Annotated in this window: 18 protein-coding genes; 8 read left to right on the top strand and 10 right to left on the bottom strand. The window is 72.3% G+C overall.

Features of this window, described 5'->3' with window-relative positions; all coding sequences use genetic code 11:
• Positions 1-74: 74 nt before the first annotated feature.
• Positions 75-356 carry a CBU_0592 family membrane protein gene (locus ACQPZ4_RS12430; RefSeq protein WP_433059288.1) on the top strand — a complete coding sequence of 94 codons (282 nt, stop codon included), beginning with the start codon at positions 75-77 and terminating at the stop codon, positions 354-356.
• Here ACQPZ4_RS12430 and ACQPZ4_RS12425 read toward each other — a convergent pair.
• The 7 genes from ACQPZ4_RS12425 to ACQPZ4_RS12395 form a co-directional block, all read right to left on the bottom strand.
• Positions 323-1,666 (bottom strand): hypothetical protein, encoded by a 1,344-nt coding sequence (locus tag ACQPZ4_RS12425; protein WP_433059286.1) that lies wholly within the window; start codon positions 1,664-1,666, stop codon positions 323-325. The two genes, ACQPZ4_RS12430 and ACQPZ4_RS12425, sit on opposite strands and share 34 nt — an antisense overlap.
• Positions 1,667-1,691: 25 nt before the next feature.
• A complete protein-coding gene (gene dnaE / locus ACQPZ4_RS12420) occupies positions 1,692-5,231 on the bottom strand; it encodes a DNA polymerase III subunit alpha (protein WP_433059283.1) in 3,540 nt (1,179 codons plus the stop codon).
• A 103-nt stretch (positions 5,232-5,334) separates the two neighbouring features.
• Positions 5,335-7,155, bottom strand: a complete 1,821-nt coding sequence (locus tag ACQPZ4_RS12415) for an SWIM zinc finger family protein (protein ID WP_433059280.1) — start codon at positions 7,153-7,155, stop codon at positions 5,335-5,337.
• Positions 7,152-8,369, bottom strand: a complete 1,218-nt coding sequence (locus tag ACQPZ4_RS12410; RefSeq protein ID WP_433059277.1) for a VWA domain-containing protein — start codon at positions 8,367-8,369, stop codon at positions 7,152-7,154. The genes ACQPZ4_RS12415 and ACQPZ4_RS12410 overlap by 4 nt, the downstream gene beginning before the upstream one ends.
• Positions 8,366-11,110: a DUF5682 family protein gene (locus ACQPZ4_RS12405; RefSeq protein ID WP_433059274.1), complete on the bottom strand. Its 2,745-nt coding sequence runs from the start codon at positions 11,108-11,110 to the stop codon at positions 8,366-8,368. The genes ACQPZ4_RS12410 and ACQPZ4_RS12405 overlap by 4 nt, the downstream gene beginning before the upstream one ends.
• 7 nt (positions 11,111-11,117) lie before the next feature.
• A complete protein-coding gene (locus ACQPZ4_RS12400; protein ID WP_433066470.1) occupies positions 11,118-12,221 on the bottom strand; it encodes an ATP-binding protein in 1,104 nt (367 codons plus the stop codon).
• A 53-nt stretch (positions 12,222-12,274) separates the two neighbouring features.
• The gene (locus ACQPZ4_RS12395) at positions 12,275-15,877 is read right to left on the bottom strand and encodes a DUF4132 domain-containing protein (RefSeq protein WP_433059271.1); all 3,603 of its coding nucleotides are present in this window, start codon (positions 15,875-15,877) and stop codon (positions 12,275-12,277) included.
• A 186-nt stretch (positions 15,878-16,063) separates the two neighbouring features.
• On the opposite strand from ACQPZ4_RS12395, the gene ACQPZ4_RS12390 reads away from it, so the two are divergent.
• Positions 16,064-16,429, top strand: a complete 366-nt coding sequence (locus ACQPZ4_RS12390) for an MmcQ/YjbR family DNA-binding protein (RefSeq protein WP_433059268.1) — start codon at positions 16,064-16,066, stop codon at positions 16,427-16,429.
• Positions 16,430-16,891: 462 nt separating this feature from the next.
• Here the strand turns inward: ACQPZ4_RS12390 and ACQPZ4_RS12385 are convergent, their stop codons facing one another.
• A complete protein-coding gene (locus ACQPZ4_RS12385; protein WP_433059265.1) occupies positions 16,892-17,026 on the bottom strand; it encodes a hypothetical protein in 135 nt (44 codons plus the stop codon).
• Between the two features lie 113 nt (positions 17,027-17,139).
• Here ACQPZ4_RS12385 and ACQPZ4_RS12380 point away from each other — a divergent pair, with 113 nt between their 5' ends.
• Positions 17,140-19,239 carry a BTAD domain-containing putative transcriptional regulator gene (locus tag ACQPZ4_RS12380; RefSeq protein ID WP_433059263.1) on the top strand — a complete coding sequence of 700 codons (2,100 nt, stop codon included), beginning with the start codon at positions 17,140-17,142 and terminating at the stop codon, positions 19,237-19,239.
• Between the two features lie 279 nt (positions 19,240-19,518).
• Here ACQPZ4_RS12380 and ACQPZ4_RS12375 read toward each other — a convergent pair whose 3' ends face one another.
• A complete protein-coding gene (locus tag ACQPZ4_RS12375; RefSeq protein ID WP_433059261.1) occupies positions 19,519-19,836 on the bottom strand; it encodes a hypothetical protein in 318 nt (105 codons plus the stop codon).
• A 115-nt stretch (positions 19,837-19,951) separates the two neighbouring features.
• On the opposite strand from ACQPZ4_RS12375, the gene ACQPZ4_RS12370 reads away from it, so the two are divergent.
• Positions 19,952-20,455 carry a TetR/AcrR family transcriptional regulator gene (locus ACQPZ4_RS12370; RefSeq protein ID WP_433059258.1) on the top strand — a complete coding sequence of 168 codons (504 nt, stop codon included), beginning with the start codon at positions 19,952-19,954 and terminating at the stop codon, positions 20,453-20,455.
• A 36-nt stretch (positions 20,456-20,491) separates the two neighbouring features.
• Entirely contained in the window at positions 20,492-21,034 is a 543-nt protein-coding gene (locus tag ACQPZ4_RS12365; protein ID WP_433059255.1) for an RNA 2'-phosphotransferase, read from the top strand.
• On the opposite strand, the gene ACQPZ4_RS12360 is transcribed toward ACQPZ4_RS12365, so the two are convergent.
• A complete protein-coding gene (locus ACQPZ4_RS12360; RefSeq protein ID WP_433059252.1) occupies positions 21,021-21,428 on the bottom strand; it encodes a hypothetical protein in 408 nt (135 codons plus the stop codon). The two genes, ACQPZ4_RS12365 and ACQPZ4_RS12360, sit on opposite strands and share 14 nt — an antisense overlap.
• Positions 21,429-21,541: 113 nt before the next feature.
• Here ACQPZ4_RS12360 and ACQPZ4_RS12355 point away from each other — a divergent pair, with 113 nt between their 5' ends.
• The 3 genes from ACQPZ4_RS12355 to ACQPZ4_RS12345 all read left to right on the top strand — a co-directional run bounded on the left by ACQPZ4_RS12355 (position 21,542) and on the right by ACQPZ4_RS12345 (position 25,086).
• On the top strand, positions 21,542-23,269 hold the full coding sequence (locus ACQPZ4_RS12355) for a DEAD/DEAH box helicase (RefSeq protein WP_433059249.1): 1,728 nt from the start codon (positions 21,542-21,544) through the stop codon (positions 23,267-23,269).
• Between the two features lie 114 nt (positions 23,270-23,383).
• Positions 23,384-24,136 carry an NUDIX hydrolase gene (locus tag ACQPZ4_RS12350; protein WP_433059246.1) on the top strand — a complete coding sequence of 251 codons (753 nt, stop codon included), beginning with the start codon at positions 23,384-23,386 and terminating at the stop codon, positions 24,134-24,136.
• Positions 24,137-24,141: 5 nt separating this feature from the next.
• Positions 24,142-25,086, top strand: coding sequence for a serine/threonine protein kinase (locus ACQPZ4_RS12345; RefSeq protein ID WP_433059243.1), 945 nt, complete (start codon positions 24,142-24,144; stop codon positions 25,084-25,086).
• The last annotated feature ends 17 nt before the right edge of the window (positions 25,087-25,103 follow it).

Here is a 25,103-nt window from a genome sequence, read left to right as displayed (position 1 = left end):
GTTGAGGCCTGCTTAAGGTGCGCTGTAGGAATTCTCGTTCACACGTTAGCTCCACTTGATGCGACGATCTCCCCATGCTGATCGACTTCATGGGCTGGATCGGGGCCGCGCTGGTGCTCGCCGCCTACGCGCTCGTGTCAACCAAGCGGCTCGCCGGCGACGGGGTCGTCTTCCAGACCATGAACATCGTCGGCGCGATCGCCCTCGCCTGGAACTCCGCGGTCAGCCACGCCTGGCCGTCGGTCGCGGTCAACGTCGCCTGGGTCGGCATCGGCGCGATCGCGATGTACCGGATCGCGCGACGGGCGCGCACAACCGAAGCTCAGAGGGAGTACCAGGGCGCTCGGATTCGGTAGAACGTGAACTCGCCGGCCGTCGCGCACGCCAGGTAGGTGTGGCTCCAGGTGCACGAGTCCGGGCGGGCGTCCATGGAGCCCAGGTCGCGCGCGGTGCCGTGCTCGGCGTCGACGCCCATCCAGGCGAAGGCCCCGTCGGGCGGCACCGCCGGCAGCAGCAGGTAGCTGCCCTCGTCCAGCCGCGCGGCGCGCTTGCCGGGCCAGCTGCTCACCGTCTTGCCGGCCGCGTCGATCAGCGTCTCGGTCGCGCCGTCGGACTGGCTCGCGGTCCGGACCATGATCCGGTCGCCGACGGGGATGGCCTGCGAGGGGCGCTCGGCCTCCACTCGGAACACGACCTGGCCGGTGGCGATGTCGAGCTGGGTGAGGTGGTGCTCCTCGCCGACGCACACCCGCTGCTCGCCGCACGAGGCGACGAACAAGGGCCGCGCCTGCCGATCCGGCGACGACCAGGTCCACTGGCTCTTGTTCAAGTGCGTCCGTTCGTACGCCCTGAGCTCGAACCCGGCCCCGCCCGTGGCCACGAAGAGCTGGTCCTCGTACGGGTACACGAGGTCCCCCGGCCCGGCGAGGTCGCGGCCGGCCCCGAGCACGTGCCCGCCGGCCAGCCCGACGACCTCCAGGCCGCGGTCGGCGGTGGCCCGCACGATGTGCGGGTCGACGGTCAGCGCCTCGTCGAGCGGCTCCCCCGCCGTGGACGTCGGCACCTGCTGGCCGCTCCAGTTGTCGGTCAGCCACCAGCTCGCGGCGCCGCCCGGCTGGTCGAACGCGGCCATCTGCCTGCCGCTGCCCACGTCGGTGACGGTCAGGCGGTGCTCGGCGTCGGCGTAGCGCACGAAGTACTTGCCCACCAGCGCCCACCGGTCGCGGGCCTCGACGTCGAACGTCGTGAACGGCACCCCGTTGTTGGCGTTGAGCAGCGTCACCCGCCGGTGCCCGCGCGCGTCGGGCAGGCCGGTGACCTGCACCATGCCGCGGGCCGAGCGGAACGTGTCGACGTCGGTCAGCGACGTGTTGGTCCAGATGGCCGTGGCCGGCTTGTCGGAGTCGACGGCGCGCAGCTCGTACCCGCCGCCGCCGGTCGCGCGGCCGAGGAACGCCCGGCCGCCGTCCAGGTAGGCCCGCGCCCGCTCGCTGCCGGCCGGCAGCGCCACGCCGCCGATCCGGTCGAAGGGTTTGAAGCCGTAGGGGCGCTGGCTCACGCGGTACACGATGCCGAACACGAGCAGCACAAGGACCAGCGCGGCGGCGGCCCCGGCCGACCACCGCGCCCGACGCGAGAGCCACAACGAGTGGGCGTGCGTTTGCACCCGCCGAGGTTACCCCGGGATGAACTCAGCTAAAGCTGTTGGGCCCGAGCAGTGCCTTGAGGTCGCCCTTGAGCGCGGTCGTGGGATTCACGTGGTACGGCCCGAGGCGCAGCAGCGTCACCCGTGACCCGTGACTGAGCTTCACGTGCACCTCGGCCTTGCCCGGATGGTTGACCAGGATCTCCTTGAGCCGGTCGACCAGGGGCGGGGTGCAGCGGGTGGCCGGCAGGGACAGCACGACCGGCCGGTTCTCGTCGGCCGCGCTGATGTCGGGCATGGACAGGTCCATCGCCATCAGCCGGGGCGTCTCGTCGCGGCGGTCGACGCGGCCCTTCACCACCACGATGGCGTCCTCGGCGATGTACTGCCCGACGAGCTCGTAGGTGTTCGGGAAGAACAGCGCCTCGACGGCGCCGCCCAGATCCTCCAGGGACGCCGACGCCCAGGGCTTGCCCTGCTTGGTGATGCGGCGCTGGACGCCGGTGAGCATGCCGGCCAGGGTGACCACGGTGCCGTCGGCGATCGCGCCCTCCTCCGACAGGCGGCTGATCTCGGTGTCGGCGGCCTTGGACAGCACCGACTCCAGGCCGAACAGCGGGTGGTCGGAGACGTACAGGCCGAGCATCTCCCGCTCGAACGTGAGCAGCTCGCGCTTGTCCCACTCGATGTCGGGGATCTGCACGGCCATCGCCGCACTGCCGCCGGAGGACGCGTCGTCGCCGCCGAGCAGGTCGCCGAAGAGGTCGAACTGCCCGATGGCCTCGTTCTTCTTGAGGTCGGCGTAGTTGTCGATGGCGTCGGCGTGGATGGCCAGCAGGCCGCGGCGCGGGTGCTTCATCGAGTCGAACGCGCCCGCTTTGATCAGCGACTCGATGGTCTTCTTGTTGCAGGCGACGGCGTCGACCTTGGACAGGAAGTCGTCGAAGTCCCGGTACAGCCCGTTCTCGGTCTGCCGGCAGCGCACGATCGCGTCGACGACGTTGTGCCCGACGTTGCGGACCGCGGCCAGGCCGAACCGGATGTTGCTGCCGACCGGCGCGAACGGGCCGATCGACTCGTTGACGTCGGGCGGCAGCACCTCGATGCCCATGCGCCGGCACTCGGCCAGGTACATCGCCATCTTGTCCTTGTCGTCGCCGACGCTGGTGAGCAGGGCGGCCATGTACTCGGCCGGGTAGTTCGCCTTGAGGTACGCGGTCCAGTAGGAGACCAGGCCGTACCCGGCGGTGTGGGCCTTGTTGAAGGCGTAGTCGGCGAACGGGACGAGCACGTCCCAGAGGCTCTTGATCGCCTCGTCGCTGTAGCCGTTGCCGCGCATGCCGTCGCGGAACGGGATGTACTCCTTCTCGAGGACCTCTTTCTTCTTCTTGCCCATGGCCCGCCGGAGAAGATCCGCCTGCCCCAGCGTGTACCCCGCGAGCTTCTGCGCGGCGCGCTGGACCTGCTCCTGGTACACGATCAGGCCGTAGGTGGGGCCGAGGATCTCCTTGAGCGGCTCCTCCAGCTCCGGATGGATCGGGGTGATGTCCTGCTGGCCGTTCTTGCGCAGGGCGTAGTTGGTGTGCGAGTTGGCGCCCATCGGGCCGGGCCGGTAGAGCGCCAGCACGGCCGAGATGTCCTCGAAGTTGTCGGGCTTCATCAGCCGCAGCAGCGAGCGCATCGGGCCGCCGTCGAGCTGGAACACGCCGAGGGTGTCGCCGCGGGCCAGCAGCTCGTAGGCCGGCTTGTCGTCCAGCTCCAGCCCGAGCAGGTCGAGGTCGATCCCGCGGCGCTTGATGTTCTTCACCGCGTCATCGATGATCGTCAGGTTGCGCAGGCCCAGGAAGTCCATCTTGAGCAGGCCGAGCGTCTCGCAGGTCGGGTAGTCGAACTGCGTGATGATGGCCCCGTCGGCGTCGCGCCGCATGAGCGGGACGTGGTCGATCAGCGGCTCCGCGGACATGATCACGCCGGCCGCGTGCACACCGGTCTGGCGGATCAGGCCCTCCAGGCCCTTCGCCGTCTCGACGACCTTCTTGACGTCCGGGTCGCTGTCGTACAGGGCGCGGAACTCGACGGCTTCGGAGTACCGCGGATGGTTGGGATCGAAGATGCCCGAGAGCGGGATGTCCTTGCCCATCACGGCCGGCGGCATGGCCTTGGTGATCTTGTCGCCGACCGCGAACGGGAAGCCCAGCACGCGGGCCGAGTCCTTGATCGCGGCCTTGGCCTTGATGGTGCCGAAGGTGGCGATCTGCGCGACGCGGTCGTCGCCCCACTTCTCGGTCACGTAGCGGATGACGTCGCCGCGCCGGCGCTCGTCGAAGTCGATGTCGATGTCGGGCATCGACACACGGTCCGGGTTCAGGAACCGCTCGAAGATCAGCCCGTGCGGGAGGGGATCGAGGTCGGTGATGCCCATCGCGTACGCGACCAGGCTTCCGGCCGCCGAACCACGCCCGGGGCCGACGGCGATGCCCTCGTTCTTGGCCCACATGATGAAGTCCGAGACGACGAGGAAGTACGCCGGGAAGCCCATCGAGAGGATGATGTCCGTCTCGTAGTCGGCCTGCTTCTGGTGTACCTCGTCCACGCCGTTCGGGAACCGCCGGGCCATCCCGCGGGCGACCTCGGCCCGGAAGAACGACTCCTCGGTGTGCCCCTCGGGCACGGGGAAGCGCGGCATCAGGTTCACGAACTTGAACATGTCCGCGGTGTCGACCCGCTCGGCCACCAGCAGCGTGTTCCGGCAGCCGTTCTGCCACAGCTCGGAGCTGTCGACCGCCCGCATCTCGTCGGCCGACTTCAGGTAGTAGCCCGACCCGCCGAACCGGAACCGGTTGGGGTCGTTGATGTTGGCCGCGGTCTGCACGCACAGCAGCACGTCGTGCGCCTCGGCCTGGGCCTGGTGCGTGTAGTGCGAGTCGTTGGTGACCACCGGCGGGATGTTCAGCCGCTTGGAGATCTCGGTCAGCCCCTCGCGGACCCGCCGCTCGATGTCGAGCCCGTGGTCCATGACCTCGAGGAAGTAGTTCTCCTTGCCGAAGATCTCCTGGTACTTCGCGGCGGCCTTCAGCGCCTCGTCGAACTGGTCGAGCCGCAGCCGGGTCTGCACCTCGCCGGACGGGCAGCCGGTGGTGGCCATGAGGCCCTCGGCGTGCTCGGCGATGATCTCGGCGTCCATCCGGGGCCACTTGACGAAGTGCCCCTCGATGCTGGCCCGCGAGTTGAGCCGGAACAGGTTGTGCAGGCCGGTGTTGTTGCGCGCCCAGATCGTCTTGTGGGTGTACCCGCCGGAGCCCGAGACGTCGTCCGACTTCTGGTCGGGCCGGCCCCACCGCACGCGCTGCTTGTGCAGCCGCGACTCCGGGGCCACGTACGCCTCGACGCCCAGGATCGGCGTCACGCCGGCCGCCTTGGCCTGCTTGTAGAAGTCGTACGCGCCGTGCATGTTGCCGTGGTCGGTGATCGCGACGGCCGGCATGCCGAGCCGGGACGCCTCGGCGAACATCTCCTTCAGGCGCGCGGCCCCGTCGAGCATGGAGTACTCGGTGTGCACGTGGAGATGCACGAACGAGTCGGCCATGCGCTACCCCCCAGGGCTCGGTCGGACGGGTCCGGCCATGGACCCTACCCCTGTCGCCGGGCCTTTGGGTGGTGCCGTCCCGATCGTGTCTCACCCCACTTCGCTACTGGGTCTCCGCCGTTACGGACAGTCGTATGTGCGCCTCCACCCACGCCTCCTGCCGGTTCGTTTCTCCGAACTTGTGGACGGCCTCCGCCGCCTTGTAGAGCCCTACGCCGATGAGTCGATCACGGGCGGTCCGCAGCCGGTCACCGAAGGTCGGCGGGAGGTGGCGCATACCCCGGTGCGGTACCTCGGCGAGGGTGGCGAGGGCGTGGTCGAGCGCGGCCCGGATGGGGTCGGCGCGGTCGGGCCGGCGGGGGCCGAGCTCGCCGCCGCGGGCCTCGGCCAGGTCGGGCAGGACGACCCGGCCGCCGGCCGCGATGGCGAGGGGGTCGAGCTCGACGGCGCCGCCGCGCCGCCGGACGACGCCGCTGACGTAGGACGGGGCGGTCAGGTTCGCGGCGATCGCGTCGAGGCGGCCCGGGGCGGCGGCGGTGTGGGTCGCGATGAGCGTGGCCTCGTTGCCGTGCTCGTCGACCAGGACGGCCTCGAGTTGCTGGGCGCCCGGCGCGTAGGTGATCTCGCGCACCGCCGCGACCTTGATCACTCGGACCAGCTCGGCCTCGACCCGCGGGCGGAGCATGCGCGGCGGGAGGCGGTCGAGCTCGGCGGCGAGCGCGGCGAGGTCCCGGACCAGCAGCGCGTCGGGCAGCGCGTCCCAGGCGCCGCGGGACGGGGTGATGGTGGCCTTCGCGACCCGGCTCGTCGTCAGCCGTACCGCGCGGCTGGCGCTGCGCACCGCCGACTCCGTGACCACGATGCCGCCCCCGAGTCCCTGGGCCGTCCTGGTGTTCGTGGTGCGCAGGACCAGGACGGTGGCGCTGTCGGCGTGGGCGAGGTACACCTTCTTCCCGCCGTCCTCCGTGACGCTGCAGCCCAGGCCGTCCAGGCGGGCGCGGCGCAGCGGGGTCTCGGCGGCCTCCTCGGTGCCGAGCACCCTTCCGCGGTTTTGCGTGCCGGCGGCTTGGGCACGGGCGTGCAGCTCGGCGATGAGTTCGGCGAGGCGCTCAGGCGTGTAGGCGCTGGCTCGTTCGCGGTACGCGTCCAGCTGGCCCTGCAGTTCCTCGACGGCCAGCAGGGGCCAGCGGAGGTTCTCGCGTTCCAGGAGCTTCCTGGTATGGGCGATGCGGGCCTTGATGCCCTGGCCGAGGTTGACGGCGCCGACCTGGAGGATCTCGTCGGCGAGCTCGACTGCCTGCTGTTCGCCCTGCGTCTCGCGGCTCTTGGTTTCGCCCACGTCGACCTGCGCGTCGGGCTCCCCCGGGGCCTGTTCGTCGGCGGCCCGGAACGCCCAGGCGGCGAGGGCGATCACGTCGTCCCGGGTGCCGGCCACCGCGTCGGTGTGCACGAAGCCCAGGTCGTCGGGGACCAGGAAGCGCACGGTGGCGGAGCCGAGGTCGGCGCGGGCGGTGTGGTCCTGGGCCGTCGGGCGGTACACGCGGGCGTGGTAGCCGGCCTTGCGCGCCCTTCGCGCCGCGGCCATCATGCGGGCGCCGATGCGTTCCTCGAGCTGTTCGTCGGTGAATGCGCCCGGGGACCAGACTTCTTGCCGCTTCGGGCTTTCCGCTTGTCGTTGATAGGCGAGGATGAGTCCGACAATGTGCCGGCAGACGCCTGCCGCGCCGCAGGTACACGTGGCTTTTTCGAGGCCGCCGGTCGGCAGCACCGGGGCGGCGCCGTCGGCGAAGGTTGCCCGGATCGTTCCGTCGGGGTCCTCCGTGAGGGCCGGGGGCGCGGCCTCGACCTCCCTGGCGGCGCGCTTGACGAGGCCGCGGTTGGTGAGCGCGGCGAGGGACTCCGGGGTCAGGTTCTGGATGCTCATCGGCCCACGTGCTCCGCCACGAACGCCGCCAGCTCGCCCGGGGTCATCGCGCCCACGCCGGCCCCGACGTCGGCGAGGCGCTGGCCCATCTCGACGTCGTAGCTCGGGTCGGCCTGCTCGTCCAGCGCGGCCAGGCACAGCACCTTCGTACCCTGCTCGACGAGCGCGCGCACCCCGCGCACCAGCTGCCCCGTCTCGCCGCCCTCGTAGAAGTCGCTGATGATCGCCACGATGGTCCGGCGGGGCTGCTCGATGAGCTGCGTGCCGTAGGCGACGGCGCGCGCGATGTCCGTGCCGCCGCCCAGTTGCACCTTCATGAGAATCTCGACCGGATCGTCGATCTCCGCCGTCAGATCCGCGACCGCCGTGTCGAACGTGACCAGATGCGTCCGTACTCCCGGCAGCCCCCACAGGCACGCGGCGGTGACGGCGGCGTGGATGACGGAGCCGGCCATCGATCCCGACTGGTCGACGAGCAGGATGAGCTGCCACCGCTCGACATGCCGCCGGGTGCGCGAGAAGAAATAGGCCTGCTCGACGTACACCTTGCGCTCCTGAGGCTTGTAATGCCCCAGATTCGCGCGCAGGGTGCGCCGCACGTCGAAGTCCTTCGCCACCTGGAACCGGCTGGACGTGCGCGACCGGGCCCCGGTGAACGCCCGCCGCACATCGACCGCGAGCCGCTCCATGAGCTGCTTGACCACCGCCTCCACGATCCGCCGCGCCTGCAGCAGCACATCGGGATCCATGAGATTCTTCGTCCGCAGCACCGCGCGCAGCAGCGTCTCGTTCGGCTCGATCCGCGCGAGCACCGCCGGGTCGGTCACCACATCGTGAATCTCGTACCGCTCGACGGCGTCGCGTTCGAGCCGCTCGATGGTCTCCTTGGGGAACAGCCGGGTGATCTGCTCCAGCCAGTCGACGGTCGTCACGATCGAGGGCCCGTCGCCGCCGTGCCGCCCGGTCCGGCGCACACCGCGGCGCTGCAGTTCCTCGTCGCGGCCGTACAGCCATTCCAGCGCAGCGTCCTGGCCCTGCGCGACGCCGTCGAGAGTGGCGGCGCCGAGCGCGCCTTCGGCCGCCTCCCCGAGCACCAGCCGCCAGCGCTGGAGGTCCTGTGCCTTTGGCGTTTCTTCTTGCTTTGCGGTCCCGGCTTCGTTTGCGGTCTCGTCGTCCTGCTGTGCGCTCTCGTGTTCTTCCGGCGCGTTGTTCATGGCGTCAGTCCGTGGCGGGTCAGGGTGGCGTCGACGCGGGCCTCGAGCGCGGCCGCCTGCGCCAGGACCATCGGATCGGCGGCCGGACTGCGCAGCAGCGCCCGTCCCGACCCGCTCCGCCCCCGGCGGGCCAGCACATGCCCGGCGATGGTCTCCCGCTCCCGCGGCGGAAAGTACGCGAACGCCTGCCGCAACGCCGGCAACGCCACCAGGAAGTCCTCCGCCCCGAGCCCGCTGACGAGCTCGTCGAGCAGGTCCAGTACCCCGCCGGCGTGGAGCACCTCCTCCCGCGCCACCGCGAACAGCCCCGCGAGCCAGTCCCCGAGCGCGACCGGGCCGCCCGCCCCGCGTACCGCCCGCACCGGGTCCCCCTGCGCCCCGAGCGCCCACCCGAACCCGAACGCCGCCCCCCGCAGATCCGGCGGCGCCTCGGTGCCCGCCGCCACCCGCCCCATCACCCCGAGCGACGCCTCCCGGTCGAGCCCCAGCTCTCCGGCCGCATGCCGCACCACGTCCCGCAGCGCGACGACGGCCCCGATCCGCGCCGGATCGGCCGGCACCGACCCCCCGCGCACCCCCTCGGCCAGCCACAGCACCCGATCGTGCGAGCTGCGCAGCACAGCCCCGAGCGCCGCCGACCCCGCCGTCCCAAGCAGCCGATCATGCCGCCACAACGCCAGCAGGACCCCGAGCAGCCGCCCCAACTCCCCCAACTCCTGCGCCGCGGCGATCCCCAGCCCGAGATCCTTCAGCACCTGATCGGACAGCTCCGTTGTCCCGCACAGCGCCGCATCGAACAGCGCCTCGGCCAGTACTCCGACCCGCCCGTTCGCCTCACTGATCCGCTCGCCGATCCGCGCGGCGGCCGCCGTTTCGAGCGTCGCCCCGTACGCCCCAGCCTCAATCAACGCCGGCAACCGATGCTCATGCTCGTCCACGGTCCACCGCTCATCGAGCACCGGATCGATGCCAGTCGAAGGCCCATGCCGCCGCACAAACCCGGGAATCCTCAGCACCCGCAACCGATGCAACACCCGGCTCCGCCGCAGCCCGTCAACGCTGGTGAGCCCGAGCGCGATCGCCCCGCGCAACCCCTCTCGCTCGACCTCGGCCGCCACATCGTGCACAAGCGGCGGCAACGGCGTGTCCTTGTGCAGCCGCCCGACCCGCTCCCCGCTGAGTGCCGCAACCATCTCGACCACCACGGGGTGGGTCCCGGCCCGCAACCGCCCCCGCCCGGCCCACGGCAAACGCTCATCGAGCGCATCCTGCACCAGCGCCGCGGCCAGCCCATCGAGAATGTCGGTCCGCGCCGGGTACCGATGCCCGCGCACCGCCGCCAGCCCACCAGCCGACGCCCGCGCCGCGATGAGGTCAGCGGTGGACGCCCGCTGCTTCCGCTCACGCAACCGCCCGACGACGGCGGCGACCAGGCCCTCGGCCGCCCGCTCCGCCCCGTCGTCCCACAACCGCTGGTAGTACTCCGGCGACGGCATCCCCGACTGGTACCCGTCAAACGCATCCAACCGCCGAAACGAATACGGCACCAGGTAACTCCCACCAACCGCACCCGCCGGCAACACCGGCGCCTCCGGCCACTGCGCACCGCCCTCGTCGACCGCTGGTCCACTGTGGACTTTCGCGCGCTCGCCGCCCTCCCTGCTCAGCCCATCGCGGACCTCGGGCCCGCCGAACTTGTCCTCGCCGTCGCCGTCATTGTCCCTGCTTTTGCCGTCGCGCCCGCCGCCGTCGTGACTCTCACGCCAGTCGCCGCGGCCCTCGCCGCGGTCGCCTTCACGCCCGCCGCCCTCGCCGTTGCGCCCCTCGTCCTCGCCGCCGTCGCCGCCGCTCCCGCACCCGCCTTCCTCGCCGCCGCCGTCACGCCCACCGCCGCCGCCCTCGCGCCCGCCGCCCTCGCGCCCGCCGCCCTCGCGCCCGCCGCCCTCGCCGCCGCGTCCATCGGCCTCGCCCCCGTCGCCGTTGCTGTCGGCCATGCGTCCGTCGCCGCGGCTTGCGGTGTGGCTGTCCCCGCCTTCGATCCGCGCGGGGAAGCCGCCGCTTCCGTCGCCTCCTCGGGATACGCCGGTGTCTTGCGCCGTGAGGCGGATCAGCGCGGGCCGGTGGAAGCCGCCCGTGACCACGACGACCGGCCGCTCCCCCGCCTCGCGCACGGCGGCCCGCACCCACCGCGCCATGTACTCCTCGCGCGCCCGGTCCCCCGCACTCGCCTCCGACTCCCCGCGCAGCAGGTCGAAGTAGGCCGCCAGCCGCGCCTCGATCTCGCTGCCCGCCCCGTCCGCGGCGTCGACCTCGAACAGGTGGTCCCACAGCGAGTCCACGTTGTCGACCGCGAACGCCTCGCACAGCCGGTCGACCGCCTCGGCGTACCGTTCCTCGGCATCGGAGTACCGGTTCTCCCGCCCGGCGAGGGCCTCGTGCCACGCCGGCAGGTCGATGAACCGCACCTCGGCCCCCGCCGCGCGCCCGGCCTGCAGCGCGACCCACTCCGGCGAGTACTCGCAGAACGGCGCCCACGACCCCGCATGCCGCTGCTCGTCGCGATAGCTGCTGAACACCGCGATCGGCAGGTCGTGCCCGAGCAGCAGCTCCCCGATCCGCTCGTTCATGTCCGCCGGCCCCTCGACCAGCACGTACGCCGGCCGCAGCGCCGCAATCCGCTCCCCCACCAGCCGCGCGCACGCCGGACTGTGGTGCCGCACCCCGATGAACGTCGCCGGCATCGCGCACCTAGCCCGGCAGCTCGTGCCGCGCCGCGTGCAGCGCCCGCCACGGCTCCCCGCCGCGCCAGGTCACCTGCTGCTCCAGGTACCGGCGCAGCTTCGCGAGGTCCTCCGGGCTGTCCTTCGCCGCGGTACCGGCCAGACACGCCACGAAGTCCGCCACGCTCCCCGCCTCCCCGCGCAGGAACCACCCGCGCAGCCCGACCGCATGCGCCACGGACACCGCCTCGGCCGTGCTCATCACCGCCGTCAGCCGCTCCATCGCGTCCCCGCGCGCCGTCTTCCCGGTCCGCAACTCCCGGAACGTCGTAACCAGCACCTCCAGCACATCCCGCCGCGGCGGCGCCGTCACCCCGGACCGCCGCAGCAACGCCCCCGCCTCGGCCTCGACAAGCGCCAACTCCGTCTGCAGATCCGGAATCGGAAACACGGTCTCGAAGTTGAACCGCCGCTTGAGCGCCGCCGACATCTCATTGACCCCGCGATCCCGCGTGTTCGCCGTCGCGATCACGTTGAACCCGTCCCGCGCGAACACCATCGCATCCGCCCCGGTCAACTCCGGAATCGCCAGCACCCGGTCCGACAACGGCGACAACAAGCAGTCCTGAACCTCGAGCGGACAGCGCGTGATCTCCTCGAACCGCACCACCCGCCCCTCGGCCATCCCCCGCAGCAACGGCGCCTTCACCAGCGACCGGGTCGACGGCCCCTCAGCCACAAGCAGGGCATAATTCCACCCGTACTTGATCTGGTCCTCCGTCGTCGCCGCCCCACCCTGAATCGTCAGCGTCGACACCCCGCTCACCGCGGCGGCCAGCAGTTCGGACAGCAGCGACTTGGCCGTGCCGGGCTCCCCGACCAGCATCAACCCCCGGCTGGTGGCCAGCGACACCAACGCCCGATCGATCAGCGAGGGGTCCCCGACGAACTTCCGGCTGATCCCGGCCGCCGAATCCCCGACGATGAACCGCCGCGCCGCGGTCAGGCTCAACGCCCATCCCGGCGGCCTCGGCCCGGTGTCGGTTCCGGCCAGGAGCCGCAACTCCTCCGCGTACCGCACCTCCGCCGGCGGCCGCTGCACCGACTCCGTGCCCTCGACGACAGCCTCCAGGTCCTCCACCGCCACAACTTCCGGCCCACTGTCCCCGGTCGCCTTGGTCCGGCTCACTGTGCCACCTCTCGCAGGTCTCGCAGGATCTCCGAGGCCGTGATCCCGTCCAAGGCGGAGAACGGCAGTGCGGCTCGCCGGTTCCAGCTGTACTCGGCCTCCGGCAGGATGTACGCGGCGCCGAGCTGCTGATCCTCGAACTCGTTCACCATCCCCACGACGATCCCGGGGTCGAGGTCCACCATCAGCGTCGCGCCGCTGGGCAGATCCCGCTGCATCGCCGGTTGTACGCCCGCGTCCTGCGGCGTCGCCCGCCGCCAGCCCCGCCGCTCGAGCCCGAGCACCTTCGTGGTGGGAACCTTCACCCCGTCGTACCGCGTCATCTGCGTCCCCGCCCGCTCCGCCGCCGTCAGCTCCTGCACGTCCCGGGAGAGCTGCTCGAAGGGCTGCAGGATCTCGTAGTCGCCAAACACCTCGGCCCACGCGGTCAGGTCCTCGCCGAGCTCCAGCGGATGCGCGACCCCGATCACCGCCCCGTCCGGAATCGCGGCCGGCTCGTCGTCGACCCCGGCGAGCGTCCGGTCCTCCGCCACCCGCAGGCTGACCAGCAACCGCCCACCAGCCACCGGCGGCCCGCCCGCCACGCCCGACGCCGGCGATCCGCGTTGTGCACCCGAACCCTGCGCGGTCGACGGAGCCTGCGCGACGGACCCGACCTGCGCGACCGACCCAGCCTGCGTAGACGACCCGACCTGGGCGGACGACCCGACCTGCATGGACGACCCAGCCAGCGCGGATGACCCGGCCAGCGCGACCGACGCGGGCGAGGTGGCACCGGCGGGTGAGCTGGCGTGGCTCGGCTGGGCGGGTGCGGCGTCTGCGGCGTAGGCGGCCCACACCAGGCGGCGGGCCACGTGCCACACGAGCGGGTGGTCGACGATGAAGCGCTGGAACTCGTCCGGGGTCCAGCGGCGGCGCCAGACCATGGCGCGTTCGAAGCGGCGGATCTGGTCGGCGGCGACGGTGCGGACGTCCTTCTTGAGCGCGGCGAAGCGGGCCGCGGCGGCCGGGGCGAGCTGCGGGTCGTCCTTGGCGCCGGGCTTGGGCAGGTCCTTGCGGCGCTTGCCGTCCTCGTCCGCCACGTACGGTTTGAGCTGCTCGTCGAAGCCCACCACGAACCGCCGGGGGCCGTAGTCGAGCACGAGCGTGCCGTCCGGTTCGAGGCCGAAGTCCGGGACCAGGCGGTCGGCGAGCTGCTCGGGCGAGAGGCCGAGGGCGTCGGCGACCTCGGCGATCTTCTCCTGGGCGCGGTCCTTCAGGCCGCGGAACTTCACCTTCTCCGCGATGCCGTGCAGGTGCATGAGGGCCACGTCGGTGCCGACCTCGGCGAGCACGTCCAGGCCCGCGACCGCCCTAGCGTGGCCGCCCTCGCCGGGCCAGGCGCGGATCAGCGGGGCCAGGCGCCGCACGGACTCGTCATCGCCGAGGAACCCCAAGGCGTCGAGCACCCACGACTCCTTCGGCGGGTACCCGGCCACCTGCCACCGCTGGAACAGCGACCAGGCGAACTCGGCGAGCGAATCGGCGGTACAGCTCCCGGTGACGACGCTCAGCCCCGCGTACGGTTCGCCGAGCCGCGACATCGCCAGGATCGTGAGCACCGAGCCGGCGGCCGCGGCGGGCAGGCTGCCCGAGCCGTCGGCGAGCTCGATCGGGGCCAGCAGCGCGGGATCGGCCCACTCCGGCACCGCGGGCATCTTCGCCGGCAGCAGCTGGACCGGGTCGGTGTCCAGCAGCGCCGCGATCCCCTCGGCGGCGGCCGGCCCGTACGTCTCCGCCGCGGCCCGGATCGCGTCGCCGTGGCCCTCGCCGGCCAGGAAGTAGAGCGCCCGTTCCGCGTAGCGCCGCGCCGCCCCGGCCTTGCCCAGCGCCGCCGGGACCAGCTCGCGGGCCGCGGCCTCCGGATGCCGGCGCAGCCACGCCGCCGCCAGCGGCCGGACCGACTTGAGCCGCCCGAACCACTCCGCCATCAGCGGCCCGACCTGCGGACCGGTGAACGGCTGCAGCGCCTGCGCGACGCCCGCTGCAGCCGACGACGCCCCGTGCAGCGCGATCGGGAACGCCGCGACCCCGAACCGCGCGGCCAGGGTCGGCAGCCAGTGCTCGACGTTCCAGAAGTCCCGCGGCCGCCATTCCTTCAGCAGTGGTACCGCCAAAGCCTCCGGCGCCGCCTCGAAGAACCCGACCTCGTCGTAGGGACGGGCCCGCCCGCCGCGGATGTCCTCGGCGAGCCGGTCGTAGTCGCGGCGGCCGTGGGACCGGTAACCCTGCCGGGCCTTCAGCAACGCCTCCTGCTCGCCGGGCGCCCAGTGCAGCTCCACCGGGTCGGTGCAGGCGAGCCCGGCGACCACGATCGGCTTGCGGGGCTTCCCGGAGGTCGTCCACGGCGGCGCGGCCAGCAGCGGCGGCACCTGCTCGGGCGGCGCCTCCCGCACCGCGTCGAGCCGGCCGGTGATCGCGGTGATCCGGCGCGCCGCGGCCTCGGGCAGGGTCGCGGCGACCTCATCGGCCTCGGCCCGGTGCCGGATCACCTGGGTGCGCAGGAGCTCGCCGAGCACCACGGCCCGGGATCCGGTGCCCGAGGCCGTCGCGAGGAGCCGGATCGCCCGGCGCGGGAACCGATCCGCCGCATCACTCAGGGCGAGGGATCCGGGTTTCGAGTCGGACCGTTCGAGGAGGGCGAGGAAGGCGGCGTCAGACGGTACCGACGAAATCAGCGACAACAGGTGGCGCATTCCGTCGCCCCAGGCCGCGTTGGTCGACATGAGGTCGAGGTAGATCGGCAGTCCGTCGGCGCCGAGGCCCTCCGCGACCGTGTAGAGGTATTCCGGCGTGCCGGCGAGGAACCGCGGCACATAGCCGTTGAAGAGCGGCCGCAGCCGGCCCGGCTCGGTGATGCAGCTGGTGAGCAGCAGCTCCAGCCACTCGTGCCCCGATCGCCCCGCGAAGGCACCCACGTCCCGGTTGGCCCAGGCCCGCTCGGTCGGGGCGAGGAACGTGGCCACCACGGTCTGGTGCGGGGCGAGATCTCCGGCGCGGAGCTCGGCCAGGGCGGCCACCGCGTCCGCGTAGTCCTCGTCGGACGCCGCCGCGGTCGCGACCCGGAGCCGCCGCAGCAGCAGGGTCATGCCGTCGTCGCCGTAGTGGGTCGGGGGCCTGTCCCGCCCGTACCGCGAGATCGGCCCCGGACCGACGTCCTCGCCGTGGCGTTGCTCGCGCTCGGCGTTGAAGCGCAGGTCGACCAGCTCGACGGCGGCGCTGACCGCGAACGCCAGGCCGCGGAGGCGAATCCACTCGTCGGCGATGGCCCGGCTGGTCCGGGCGTCGGTCTTCGGCTGCGGGCCGATCGCGTAGACGGCCACGGACGCGGCGCCGAGCGGGGTGCTGCCGGGCGCGCCGTCCAGGTGCTCCAGACCGGCCGCGGAGACGTCCTGCGGGGTCAGCCGGTGGGTGAGGGTCCCGCGCAGGTCTCCCTCGGCGGCCTTGGCGACGATGGTGGCCGCGCCCGGCTCGGGCTCGTACGCGACGGGCAGCCCGCCGCGCCGGGGCATCAGGTGCCGCCGCCATTCCGCTGGTGTGACGAACCGGTCTTCGCTCATCGCCTGTCGACCCCCTCGTGATCGGTCCCGACGGGCGACACGATAGCGGGCCCCTCCGACAATTTTTGGCGGCAGGACCTGTGAGCTGCGGTGATGCGGATCGGGCCGGGATACCTCGACAAAGTCGCCAAATGGGGAAAATCGGATCCCAGGAAAAGTGTCGTACCGTCCTGTTACACCAGAGTCATGGGATTGCGGACCGTACGCGGGGTGAGCGTCGACGAGGCGCTACGGATGGTTCTCATGCTGCCCGAGGTCGACCAGCGCCAGCACGGCAACCACATCGGGTTCCGGGTGCGGGACAAGGCTTTCGCGTACCTGTGCGCGGACGACTTGACCATGCTCGTGAAGGCCACCCGGGAGGAGCAGGCGGCGCTGGTGGAGGACGACCCGCGGGCGTACAAGAAGGCCCGCGCGTCGGGGCGGATCGGCTGGGTTCAGGTGCGGCTGCGCAAGGCCCACGAGGACGAGCTCGCCGACCTGATCACCGAGGCGTGGCGCATGACGGCGCCCCCGCTCATCGTGGCGCGGGCGGACCTGCCGCTGGGCTGAGCGACGGCATCGGGCGGCCTCGTGGACCGGCCGGAGCGCGAGCGTCTCTGCGGATTACCGCGCCGCGGGGCGAGGGGACCGCGAGCGCGTGGCTGACGACCGGCGGCTGACGGCGTGCAACGTGCAGCGGCTCACCGTGGCGCGGGACCCATCACCACGAACGCTTGGCCGACAACCGGGTCGCGGCTCACCGTGGCGCTGGACGGGCGCCAGCGTGCGGTGAGCCCGCCGGACCCGCGGGGTCCTTTGCGTGTCTGATCGCCAAGGTGTGGCTGATGACTGGGCCGCGGCATTTCCGGCGCGACGGGATGACTGCATCACGGGCCAAGCGTGTGGCGCGTGACCGTTTTCGGCTTGTCGCGGAGCGGGGTGGAGCTGCTGCAGGGCGAAAAGTCGCCATCGCGTGAACCGAAACGGCACCTCGATCCGATGAGGAGGTGGGCGGGGCTCACGGGAGGCGGCTCAGATGACGGACATGATGGTGGTGATCAGGCCGGCGGCCAGGGCGCTGACGAGGGCTACGGCCAGGGCGATGCGCCAGGTGAGGCGGAGGGCCAGGCCGGCTTGGGTGGCGGCGTGGGTGGCGGCGTGCTTCATCCGCCAAGGGAAGCAGGGCGGGCTGACGTCCGGCTTTGGTGAACCTGAAGTGCACCGATGGGAGGGCTCAGGTCCTTCGGAGGGCTGCCGAATGCGGCGGCGTGGACGTTCGGGTGCTCGGCACGATCGAGATCATCGACCCCGCCGATGCGGGTGGGGTGCGGCTGACCGGGGAGGACCTGCCTCGGCGGGCGCGGCAGGTGCTGGGGGTGCTTGCGGCGCGGCACGACCGGGTGCAGTCGAAGGACGCGCTGGCCGATGCGGTGTGGGGCGAGGAGCTGCCCGGCAATCATGCGGCGGCACTGGAGCACTACGTGTCGGTGTTGCGGCGGGCGTTGCAGCCGGGGGTGCCGACGTCGCGGTCGTTCATTGTGACGCGGGCGGGCGGGTACGTGTTCGCGACGGACCGGGCGCGGCTGGACCTGGCCGAGCTGCGGGCGGCGGCGCGGGTGGCCGAGGCCGAGCCGGAGCGGATGGACGTGCGCGAGGAGATCGTGCGGCTCGTGCGGGACCTGCCGTTCGCCGAGGACGAGTACGCGGACTGGGCCGCGCCGGCGCGGGCCGAGGTCAAGGCGGTGCTCGTGGGAGCGCTGCTCGACCTGGCCGAGCGGGCGGTCGAGGGCCACCCGGGGCGGGCGTTGCGGCTGGGGCGGCAGGCGCTGGAGCTTGAGGCGTACGCCGAGCGGGGCTACCGCGTGATGATGCGCGCGGCCGCCGGCGAGGGGCGGAAGGACGAGGTGGTGCGATGGTACGAGCGGTGCGTCCAGGCGCTCACTGACGAGCTCGGGATCGTGCCCGGGACGGCCACCACGGCGCTGCGCGACTCGCTGGTGGCCACGCTGGAGGGCGGTCCGCCCGCGTTCGACCGGCGGCGGGGCGATCGTCGCAAAGCCGATCGTGAGTCGGGAACTGGGCGGGCGAACCTGGCCCTGGTCCGGGACGTGGCAGAGGGCATGGCGACTGTCACCGAACTGCCCGGGGCTTACGGGGCTGCTGAGGCTGCTGCGAACCGAGCTGCCGCGAACGGGACCACTGCGCATGGGGCCGCCTGGAACGAGGGCGTCGCGAACGGAGCCGCTGCCCGCGGGACCGCCGGGAACGGAGCTGCCGCGAACGGGAGCACTGCCCACGGGGCCGCGTGGAACGACGACGCCGTGGAAGGGGCCGGCGCGCTTGGGATCGCCGGGTGGGAGGGCTCTGGGGCGTCGGTTGAGGAGGGCGGTGCGCATCGGGTGGGCGGAATCGTGGGAGCTGTGGGCAATGGGGGGCATAGCAGCGCCATGGTGGGTGGGCGCCGGAGGGCGGGTGAGGTGGTTCCGGGCGGGTTCGCCGCGTCCGGCGGGTTTGTTGGGCGTAGCGCTGAATTGGAGGCGCTCGCGTACGGGGCTGATGTCGTGCACGTCGCCGGGCCGGCTGGGGCTGGGAAGTCGGCGCTGCTTGGGCGGGTTCGCGAGTTGTTCCCCGGGGCGGTCGGGCTGGGGCGGGGGCCCGGGCCGGGTGGGGCGTTGCGGCTGGGGTGGCTGCGTACGGTGTTGCATCAGCTCGGGGTCGGCGCCGATGGGGTGCTGGATGCGGCCATGTCCGAGCGGCGGCATCTGCGGCCGGCCGAGCTTGACGGGATCGCCGGGCGGCTGCTGGGCCGGGAGCAGCGGGCGCTCATCGCCATTGATGACGCGGAGCATCTGGATGCTGATTCGGTGGCCGAGCTTCGGTGGTTGCAGGAGCGGGGGGTGCGGGTGGCGGTGACGTACCGGTATCCGTCGGCGATTGCCGAGCGGCCGTTGGGGGCGCTCGAGGCTGGGCTTGTGTTGCGACTGGCGCCGCTCACGGCCGAGGAGCTGCCGGGCGAGCTGCTCGACGCCAGCGGGGGGATTCCGGCGCTGGTGACCGCTGCTCGTGAGCTGCAGCCCGAGTTGGCTCGCGAGGTTGCCATGCATCTCGCTCGGCAGCGGACACGGTGGATGCCGCCCGCGGCGTGGGAGATTCTTCGGCTCACCGCGGCGCTCGGGTCGCTTCGCGTTGAGCAGGTTGCCGCGGCGGGGCAGCTTGAGCTTGATGAGGTGCTCTCGGCCGTGGATCAGCTTGTGCATGCGCATCTGCTGGTTGAGGGGCCTGGCGGGCATGTCCGGCACCGCAGTGGGCTGGTGCGTGGGGCCGTTGCCGCTCAAGTGTCTGCCGCGCGGGGACAGCATCTGCGGGCGCGGCTGGCCTAGCACCCAACAAGAGCCCACCGCGACCGGCCTGGCACCCAACAAGAGCCCACCGCGACCCGGCCTGAGGCTAAGAGGCCCAACGCGACCGGCCTAGCGCCAAAAGGCCTAAACCGACCGGCCTAGCGACCAGAAAGCCCAACGCGACTGGCCCCGCGACCAACGAGCCCAAGAGGCGCTTGCCCCGCCGGTCCGAGCACGACTGGCCTTAGCGTCCAAAAGGCCTAGCGCGACTGACCCAGCGTCCGAGGGCCTAAGAGGCCCGCTTGCTTCGCGGGGGCCTCAGCGGCCAGCAGCCTGCGCGGCCCGCTTGCCCCACGGGTTGGGGTCTCGCCACGTGCGGGCGTGGATCAGGCCCACGGCCAGCACGCCCGCGCCGGCGGCGAGCAAGGCCGGCCACGGGTGGGCGTCCACCTCGGCGAAGTGCCAGGCGACGGCGGCCACGGCGAACGCGACCACGCCGACCAGCACGCTCACCGAAGGGCGGTCCGGGAACGGGGACGGGTTGCGGCCCTCGCCGCAGCTGCCCTGCAGGTAGTAGGGCAGGCCGTTGCCGGCGAAGAAGCCGGCCACCAGGGACAGCAGGACGGTTCCGAGCATGGCGGGACCCCCGGTACGTACAATCGGACTCGTGACTCCGATTGAACGATACGGAGCGGCGGCTCCGGATGTCAACCGGCCGTTGCGGGCCGATGCGCGGCGGAATCGGGCTCGGGTGCTCGAGGCCGCCGAGGAGGTGTTCGCCGCCGAGGGGGTCGGGGCGTCGACCGAGGCGGTGGCGCGGCGGGCTGGGGTCGGGATCGGTACCGTCTTCCGGCACTTCCCGACCAAGGAGGCGCTGCTCGAGGCGGTGCTCGTCGAGCGGATGCGGGCGCTGGTCGAGCACGCCCGGGCCGCCGCCGGGGACGCGGATCCGGGCACGGCGCTGTTCGGGTTTCTCGAGCATGTCGTCGCGCAGAGTGCCAGCAAGAACGCGCTGGCCGGGGCCGTGGGCGACGTCACCGAGGTCGTGGGGGACGTGCGCGGCGAGCTGCTCGGGGCTGTCGATGTCCTGGTGGCGAAGGCCCGGGACGCGGGAGCGCTGCGCCGGGACGTCGGGGCCACCGAGGTGGTCGCGGTGCTGGTCGGGGCCTCGCACGCGGCGATGTGGGCACCCGACGAGCAGACCCGGGCGACCGCCGTCCGCGTCATTCTGGACGGTCTGAGAATAACCGCGTGACCGGTGGCGGCGGGACGGCGCACAATCGACGGCGTTATGGAGTACGCACAGTTAGTCAAGATCAGTAAGCGGATGTCGAAGGCGCTCCGCCATGAGCCGGCTCGGGTCGGGTTGACGCTCGACGAGGCCGGGTGGGTTTCCGTGGCCGAATTTCTGCCGGCGCTCGGCATCGATCGGGCCACGTTGGACGAAGTCGTGGCCGGGAACGACAAGCAGCGGTTCGCGGTTGCGGTGGGGCCGGACGGCGTGGAACGTATCCGGGCGAACCAGGGACATTCGGTCGCTGTTGAGCTGGGGCTCGTCGCACAAGCGCCGCCGGAAGTGCTTTTTCACGGTACAAACGCGGCTTTTTTGGCTTCTATTCAGGCGACCGGACTGAACAAGGGCGGGCGGCATCACGTGCACCTGTCCCCCGACACGGCGACGGCGCGGCGGGTGGGGACTCGGCGTGGGGGTGCGGTCGTGATCCTGACCGTGGCCGCGGGCGAGATGGCTCGCGCCGGGCACGTGTTCTATCGGTCCGACAACGGGGTGTGGCTGGCCGACGCGGTGCCGCCGGAGTTCATCACCGTTGGGTGAGCAGGCGCTGCAGGATCGTGGCGAGCGGCATCGACTCGCCGTCGCGGGCGCCCTCGCCGACGATCAGGCGGGGCGGTTGCGGGACCGGCTCGGCCCCCAGGAGCAGGGCCTTCGCGGAGGATGGGACCAGCAGCGAGTAGTAGTCCCCGGCCTCGTCGATCGCGATCGTGCGGGCGGGGTTGAGGTACCAGCCGCGCAGGCCGGTACGGTAGGAGCGGCCGCTGTAGGAGCGCGCGCGCAGCGGCTCCAGCGGTGGGCCCGACTCGCGTGCGGCGGTCACGAAGTCGGCGATCAGGGCCCTGGCCTGCTCGGCCTCGGCCTCGCGGCGGCGCTCGAGCTCCGCGCCGTGGTGCGCCACCGCCCGCGCACGCTGCTCGTGCCAGTCGTCGGTCACGGGCCAAACCTTAACCGGTCGCAGATCACACACGGCGACCGCGCCACGGGGGGCCTCTGGAGCGTTTGGGATGCTAGAGGGGCCGCCAGCATTGCCCGAGTGAGGAGCACCCCGTGACCGCGAGCTTTGACGATGGGGACGTGACCGGCTTCGGGGAGCTGGGGCTGCGCGATGAGCTGCTCAAGGCCCTCGCCGGCCTGGGCTACGAGGAGCCGACGCCGATCCAGCGCGAGGCCATCCCGCCCATGCTCGCCGGGCGTGACCTGCTCGGACAGGCCGCCACCGGCACCGGCAAGACGGCCGCGTTCGCGCTGCCGCTGCTGCAGCGCCTGCCCGCACCGGGGGGCGACAACCCGTCCGCGCTGGTCCTCGTGCCGACGCGGGAGCTCGCGGTGCAGGTTTCCGAGGCCATCCACCGGTACGGCCGGGACCTCGGCGTCCGCGTCCTGCCCATCTACGGCGGGCAGCCCATCGGCCGTCAGCTGCGCTCGCTGGAGTTCGGGGTCGACGTGGTCGTCGCGACCCCCGGCCGCGCCCTGGACCACCTCGGCCGCGGCACCCTGCGCCTGCACGACCTGCACGTCGTGGTCCTCGACGAGGCCGACGAGATGCTCGACATGGGCTTCGCCGAGGACATCGAGGCGATCCTGGCCGAGACCCCCGAGGACCGGCAGACCGTGCTGTTCAGCGCGACGATGCCGCCGCGGATCGAGGGGCTCGCCGCGAGTCACCTGACCGACCCGCTGCGCATCCAGATCGGGCGCGAGCCGACCCCGGCCGGCGAGGCGCCGCTGGTGCGTCAGGTCGCCTATGTGGTACCGCGGGCGCACAAGCCGGCCGCGCTCGGCCGGGTGCTCGACGTCGAGGCCCCCGGCGCCGCGATCGTCTTCTGCCGCACCCGCGACGAGGTCGACCAGCTCACCGAGACGCTGAACGGCCGCGGCTACCGGGCCGAGGCCCTGCACGGCGGGATGGGCCAGGAGCAGCGCGACCGGGTGATGGCGCGGCTGCGCAACGGCACCGCCGACCTGCTGGTCGCGACCGACGTGGCCGCCCGCGGACTCGACGTCGAGCACCTCACGCACGTGGTCAACTACGACGTGCCATCGGCCCCGGAGTCGTACGTGCACCGCATCGGACGCGTCGGGCGGGCCGGGCGCGAGGGCGTGGCGATCACCCTCGCCGAGCCGCGCGAGCACCGGATGCTCAAGACCATCGAGCGGGTCACCAAGCAGCGCATCACGATCGAGAAGGTCCCCTCGGTCGCCGACCTGCGCGCCCGGCGGATGGAGCTGACCCGCGCGGCGCTGCACGAGAGCCTCATCGCCGACAACGGGCTGGACCGCTTCCGGCCGATCGTGGAGTCCCTGTCCGAGGAGTTCGACCCGATGGAGATCGCCCTCGCGGCGATCAAGCTCGCCCACGAGTCGACGGCCGTCGGGGAGAACGACGAGGAGGAGATCCCGGACGTCACCCTGCGCCAGCCCCGGGACCGGCCCGAGCACCGCGACGACCGGCCGGCGCGGCGGGTCAGCGTGCGCGACGACGGGCGCGGCCGGGGCCGGGAGACGGGCGGGCGGCGGGCCCCGACGGGCGGCATGACCAGGCTGTTCGTGGGCGCCGGGCGCGCTGCCGGGATCCGGCCGCAGGACCTGGTCGGGGCGATCACCGGCGAGTCCAGCCTGACCGGGCGGGACGTCGGGGCGATCGAGATCGCCGACCGGTTCTCGCTGGTCGAGGTGCCGGACGGGGCCGTCGACGAGGTGATCGACACGCTGCGGCGGACCACCCTGAAGGGCCGCCGGCCGGTCGTGCGCCGGGAGCGCAACCGCACTTCCTGAGCTTTCCCGGTACCCGTCGTCAGTTTGACGATAAATACCCTTGCGCCCTGGGCGCACTCTGCCTTACGTTGTTCTCAGATCGAGAAAGACTCTCTCTGAGAAGGACTAGGCGCCGTGGGCAACGAAGAGGCCGAGTTCCTCGCCAGCTACGACCCGACCCGGTACCCGCCCGTCGCGGTCACCGTCGACGTCGTGGCGTTCACGATCCGCGACGGGCGGCTGCACGTGCTGCTCGTGCGGCGCGCGTGCCCGCCCATGAAGGACATGTGGGCGCTGCCCGGCGGATTCGTCGGCGAGTGGGAGGACCTGCCCACCGCCGCCGCCCGCGAGCTGGCCGAGGAGACCGGCGTCGCGACCGCGCACCGGCGGCTGCATCTGGAGCAGCTCGGGACGTACGGCACGCCGGACCGCGACCCGCGCATGCGCGTGTTCTCGGTGGCGTACCTGGCCTTCGCCCCGCACCTGCCCGACCCGGTCTCCGGCAGCGACGCGCGGGAGGCGGCCTGGGTGGCGATGGACGACCGGCCGGAGGCGCTCGCCTTCGACCACGCCACGGTGCTGGCCGACGGGCTGGAGCGGGCGCGCTCGAAGCTGGAGTACTCGCCGCTGGCGACCAGGTTCGTGGACGACGAGTTCACGATCGCCGACCTGCGGGCCGTGTACGAGACGGTGTGGGGCGAGCCGCTGCACGCCGGGAACTTCCACCGCAAGGTGCTCTCGGTGCCCGGCTTCGTGGAGAGCACCGGCGCGACCACGGAGCGGGGCGGGGCTCGAGGGGGGCCCCGCGCCAAGCTGTACCGCGCCGGCGACGCCCAACTGCTGCACCCCGCGCTGCTCATGCCGAGCCGGGAGGAGACGGTGCGATGAGTGCGATGAACTCCGACGAGGCCATCGCGCTCGTCGAGCGGGCCACGGCCGAGGAGCTGTTCGGCGGCGGGGATGCGCACGGGCGGTACCGGACGCTGGCCAAGCTGGTGCATCCGGACGCCGCCGGGCCGCGGGGCACGAAGGCGTTCGCGCGGCTGGCCGAGCTCTGGCGCGACCGCGGGACCATCCGCTCGCCGCGCGGGACGTACTCCACGGACGCGCTGGAGCACCGCGGGGACCTGGCCAACCTGTACCGCGTGCCGGAGGGCCACCTGAAGCTGGTCCGCGACCCGTCGTGCAACGACCTGATGGCGCGCGAGGCGGCGGCCCTGCGGCGGATGGCCGAGCACGGGGATCCGCGGTACCTGCCGTACGTGCCGCGGCTCGTCGACTCGTTCCGGCACAGGTCGGCGGCGGGTGAGACGCGGCGGGCCAACGTGGTCGCGGTGTCGGCGGCGCGATTGTGGTCGCTGCGGGCGGTACAGGAGAAGCGGCCCCACGGCCTCGATCCTCGCGATGCCGCCTGGATGTGGCGGCGCCTGCTCGTCGCGCTCGGCCTGGCGCACCGGGCGGGGGTCGTGCACGGCGCGGTCGTGCCGCAGCACGTGCTCATCGAACCGGCCGACCACGGCGTGATCCTGGTCGATTGGTGCTACAGCGCATCGGCGCCCGGGGAGCGGATTCCGGCGCTCGTGCCGGGTTTCGACTATCCGCCTGAAGTGCTTTCCCGTGGTACTCCCGGTGCTTACACCGACATCTACATGGCCGCTTCCGTCATGGCGGGCCTGATGGGCGATCGGGCACCGAAAGGGCTGCGGCGCTTTGCCGACGGGTGCCGGCTGGCCTCGCCACGGCAGCGGCCCGACGACGCGTGGAAGCTGCTCGGCGAGTTGGACGAGCTGCTGCACCGCTTGTACGGGCCACGCAAATTCCGACCATTCTCGTTGTAATTTCGCTGTGAGGGAGA

It is taken from the genome of Dactylosporangium sp. CS-033363 (assembly GCF_050942475.1).
Classification (GTDB): domain Bacteria; phylum Actinomycetota; class Actinomycetes; order Mycobacteriales; family Micromonosporaceae; genus Dactylosporangium.
The sequence above is the reverse complement of the archived record's forward strand: the minus strand, read 5'-3'. Positions and strand labels throughout refer to the sequence as shown.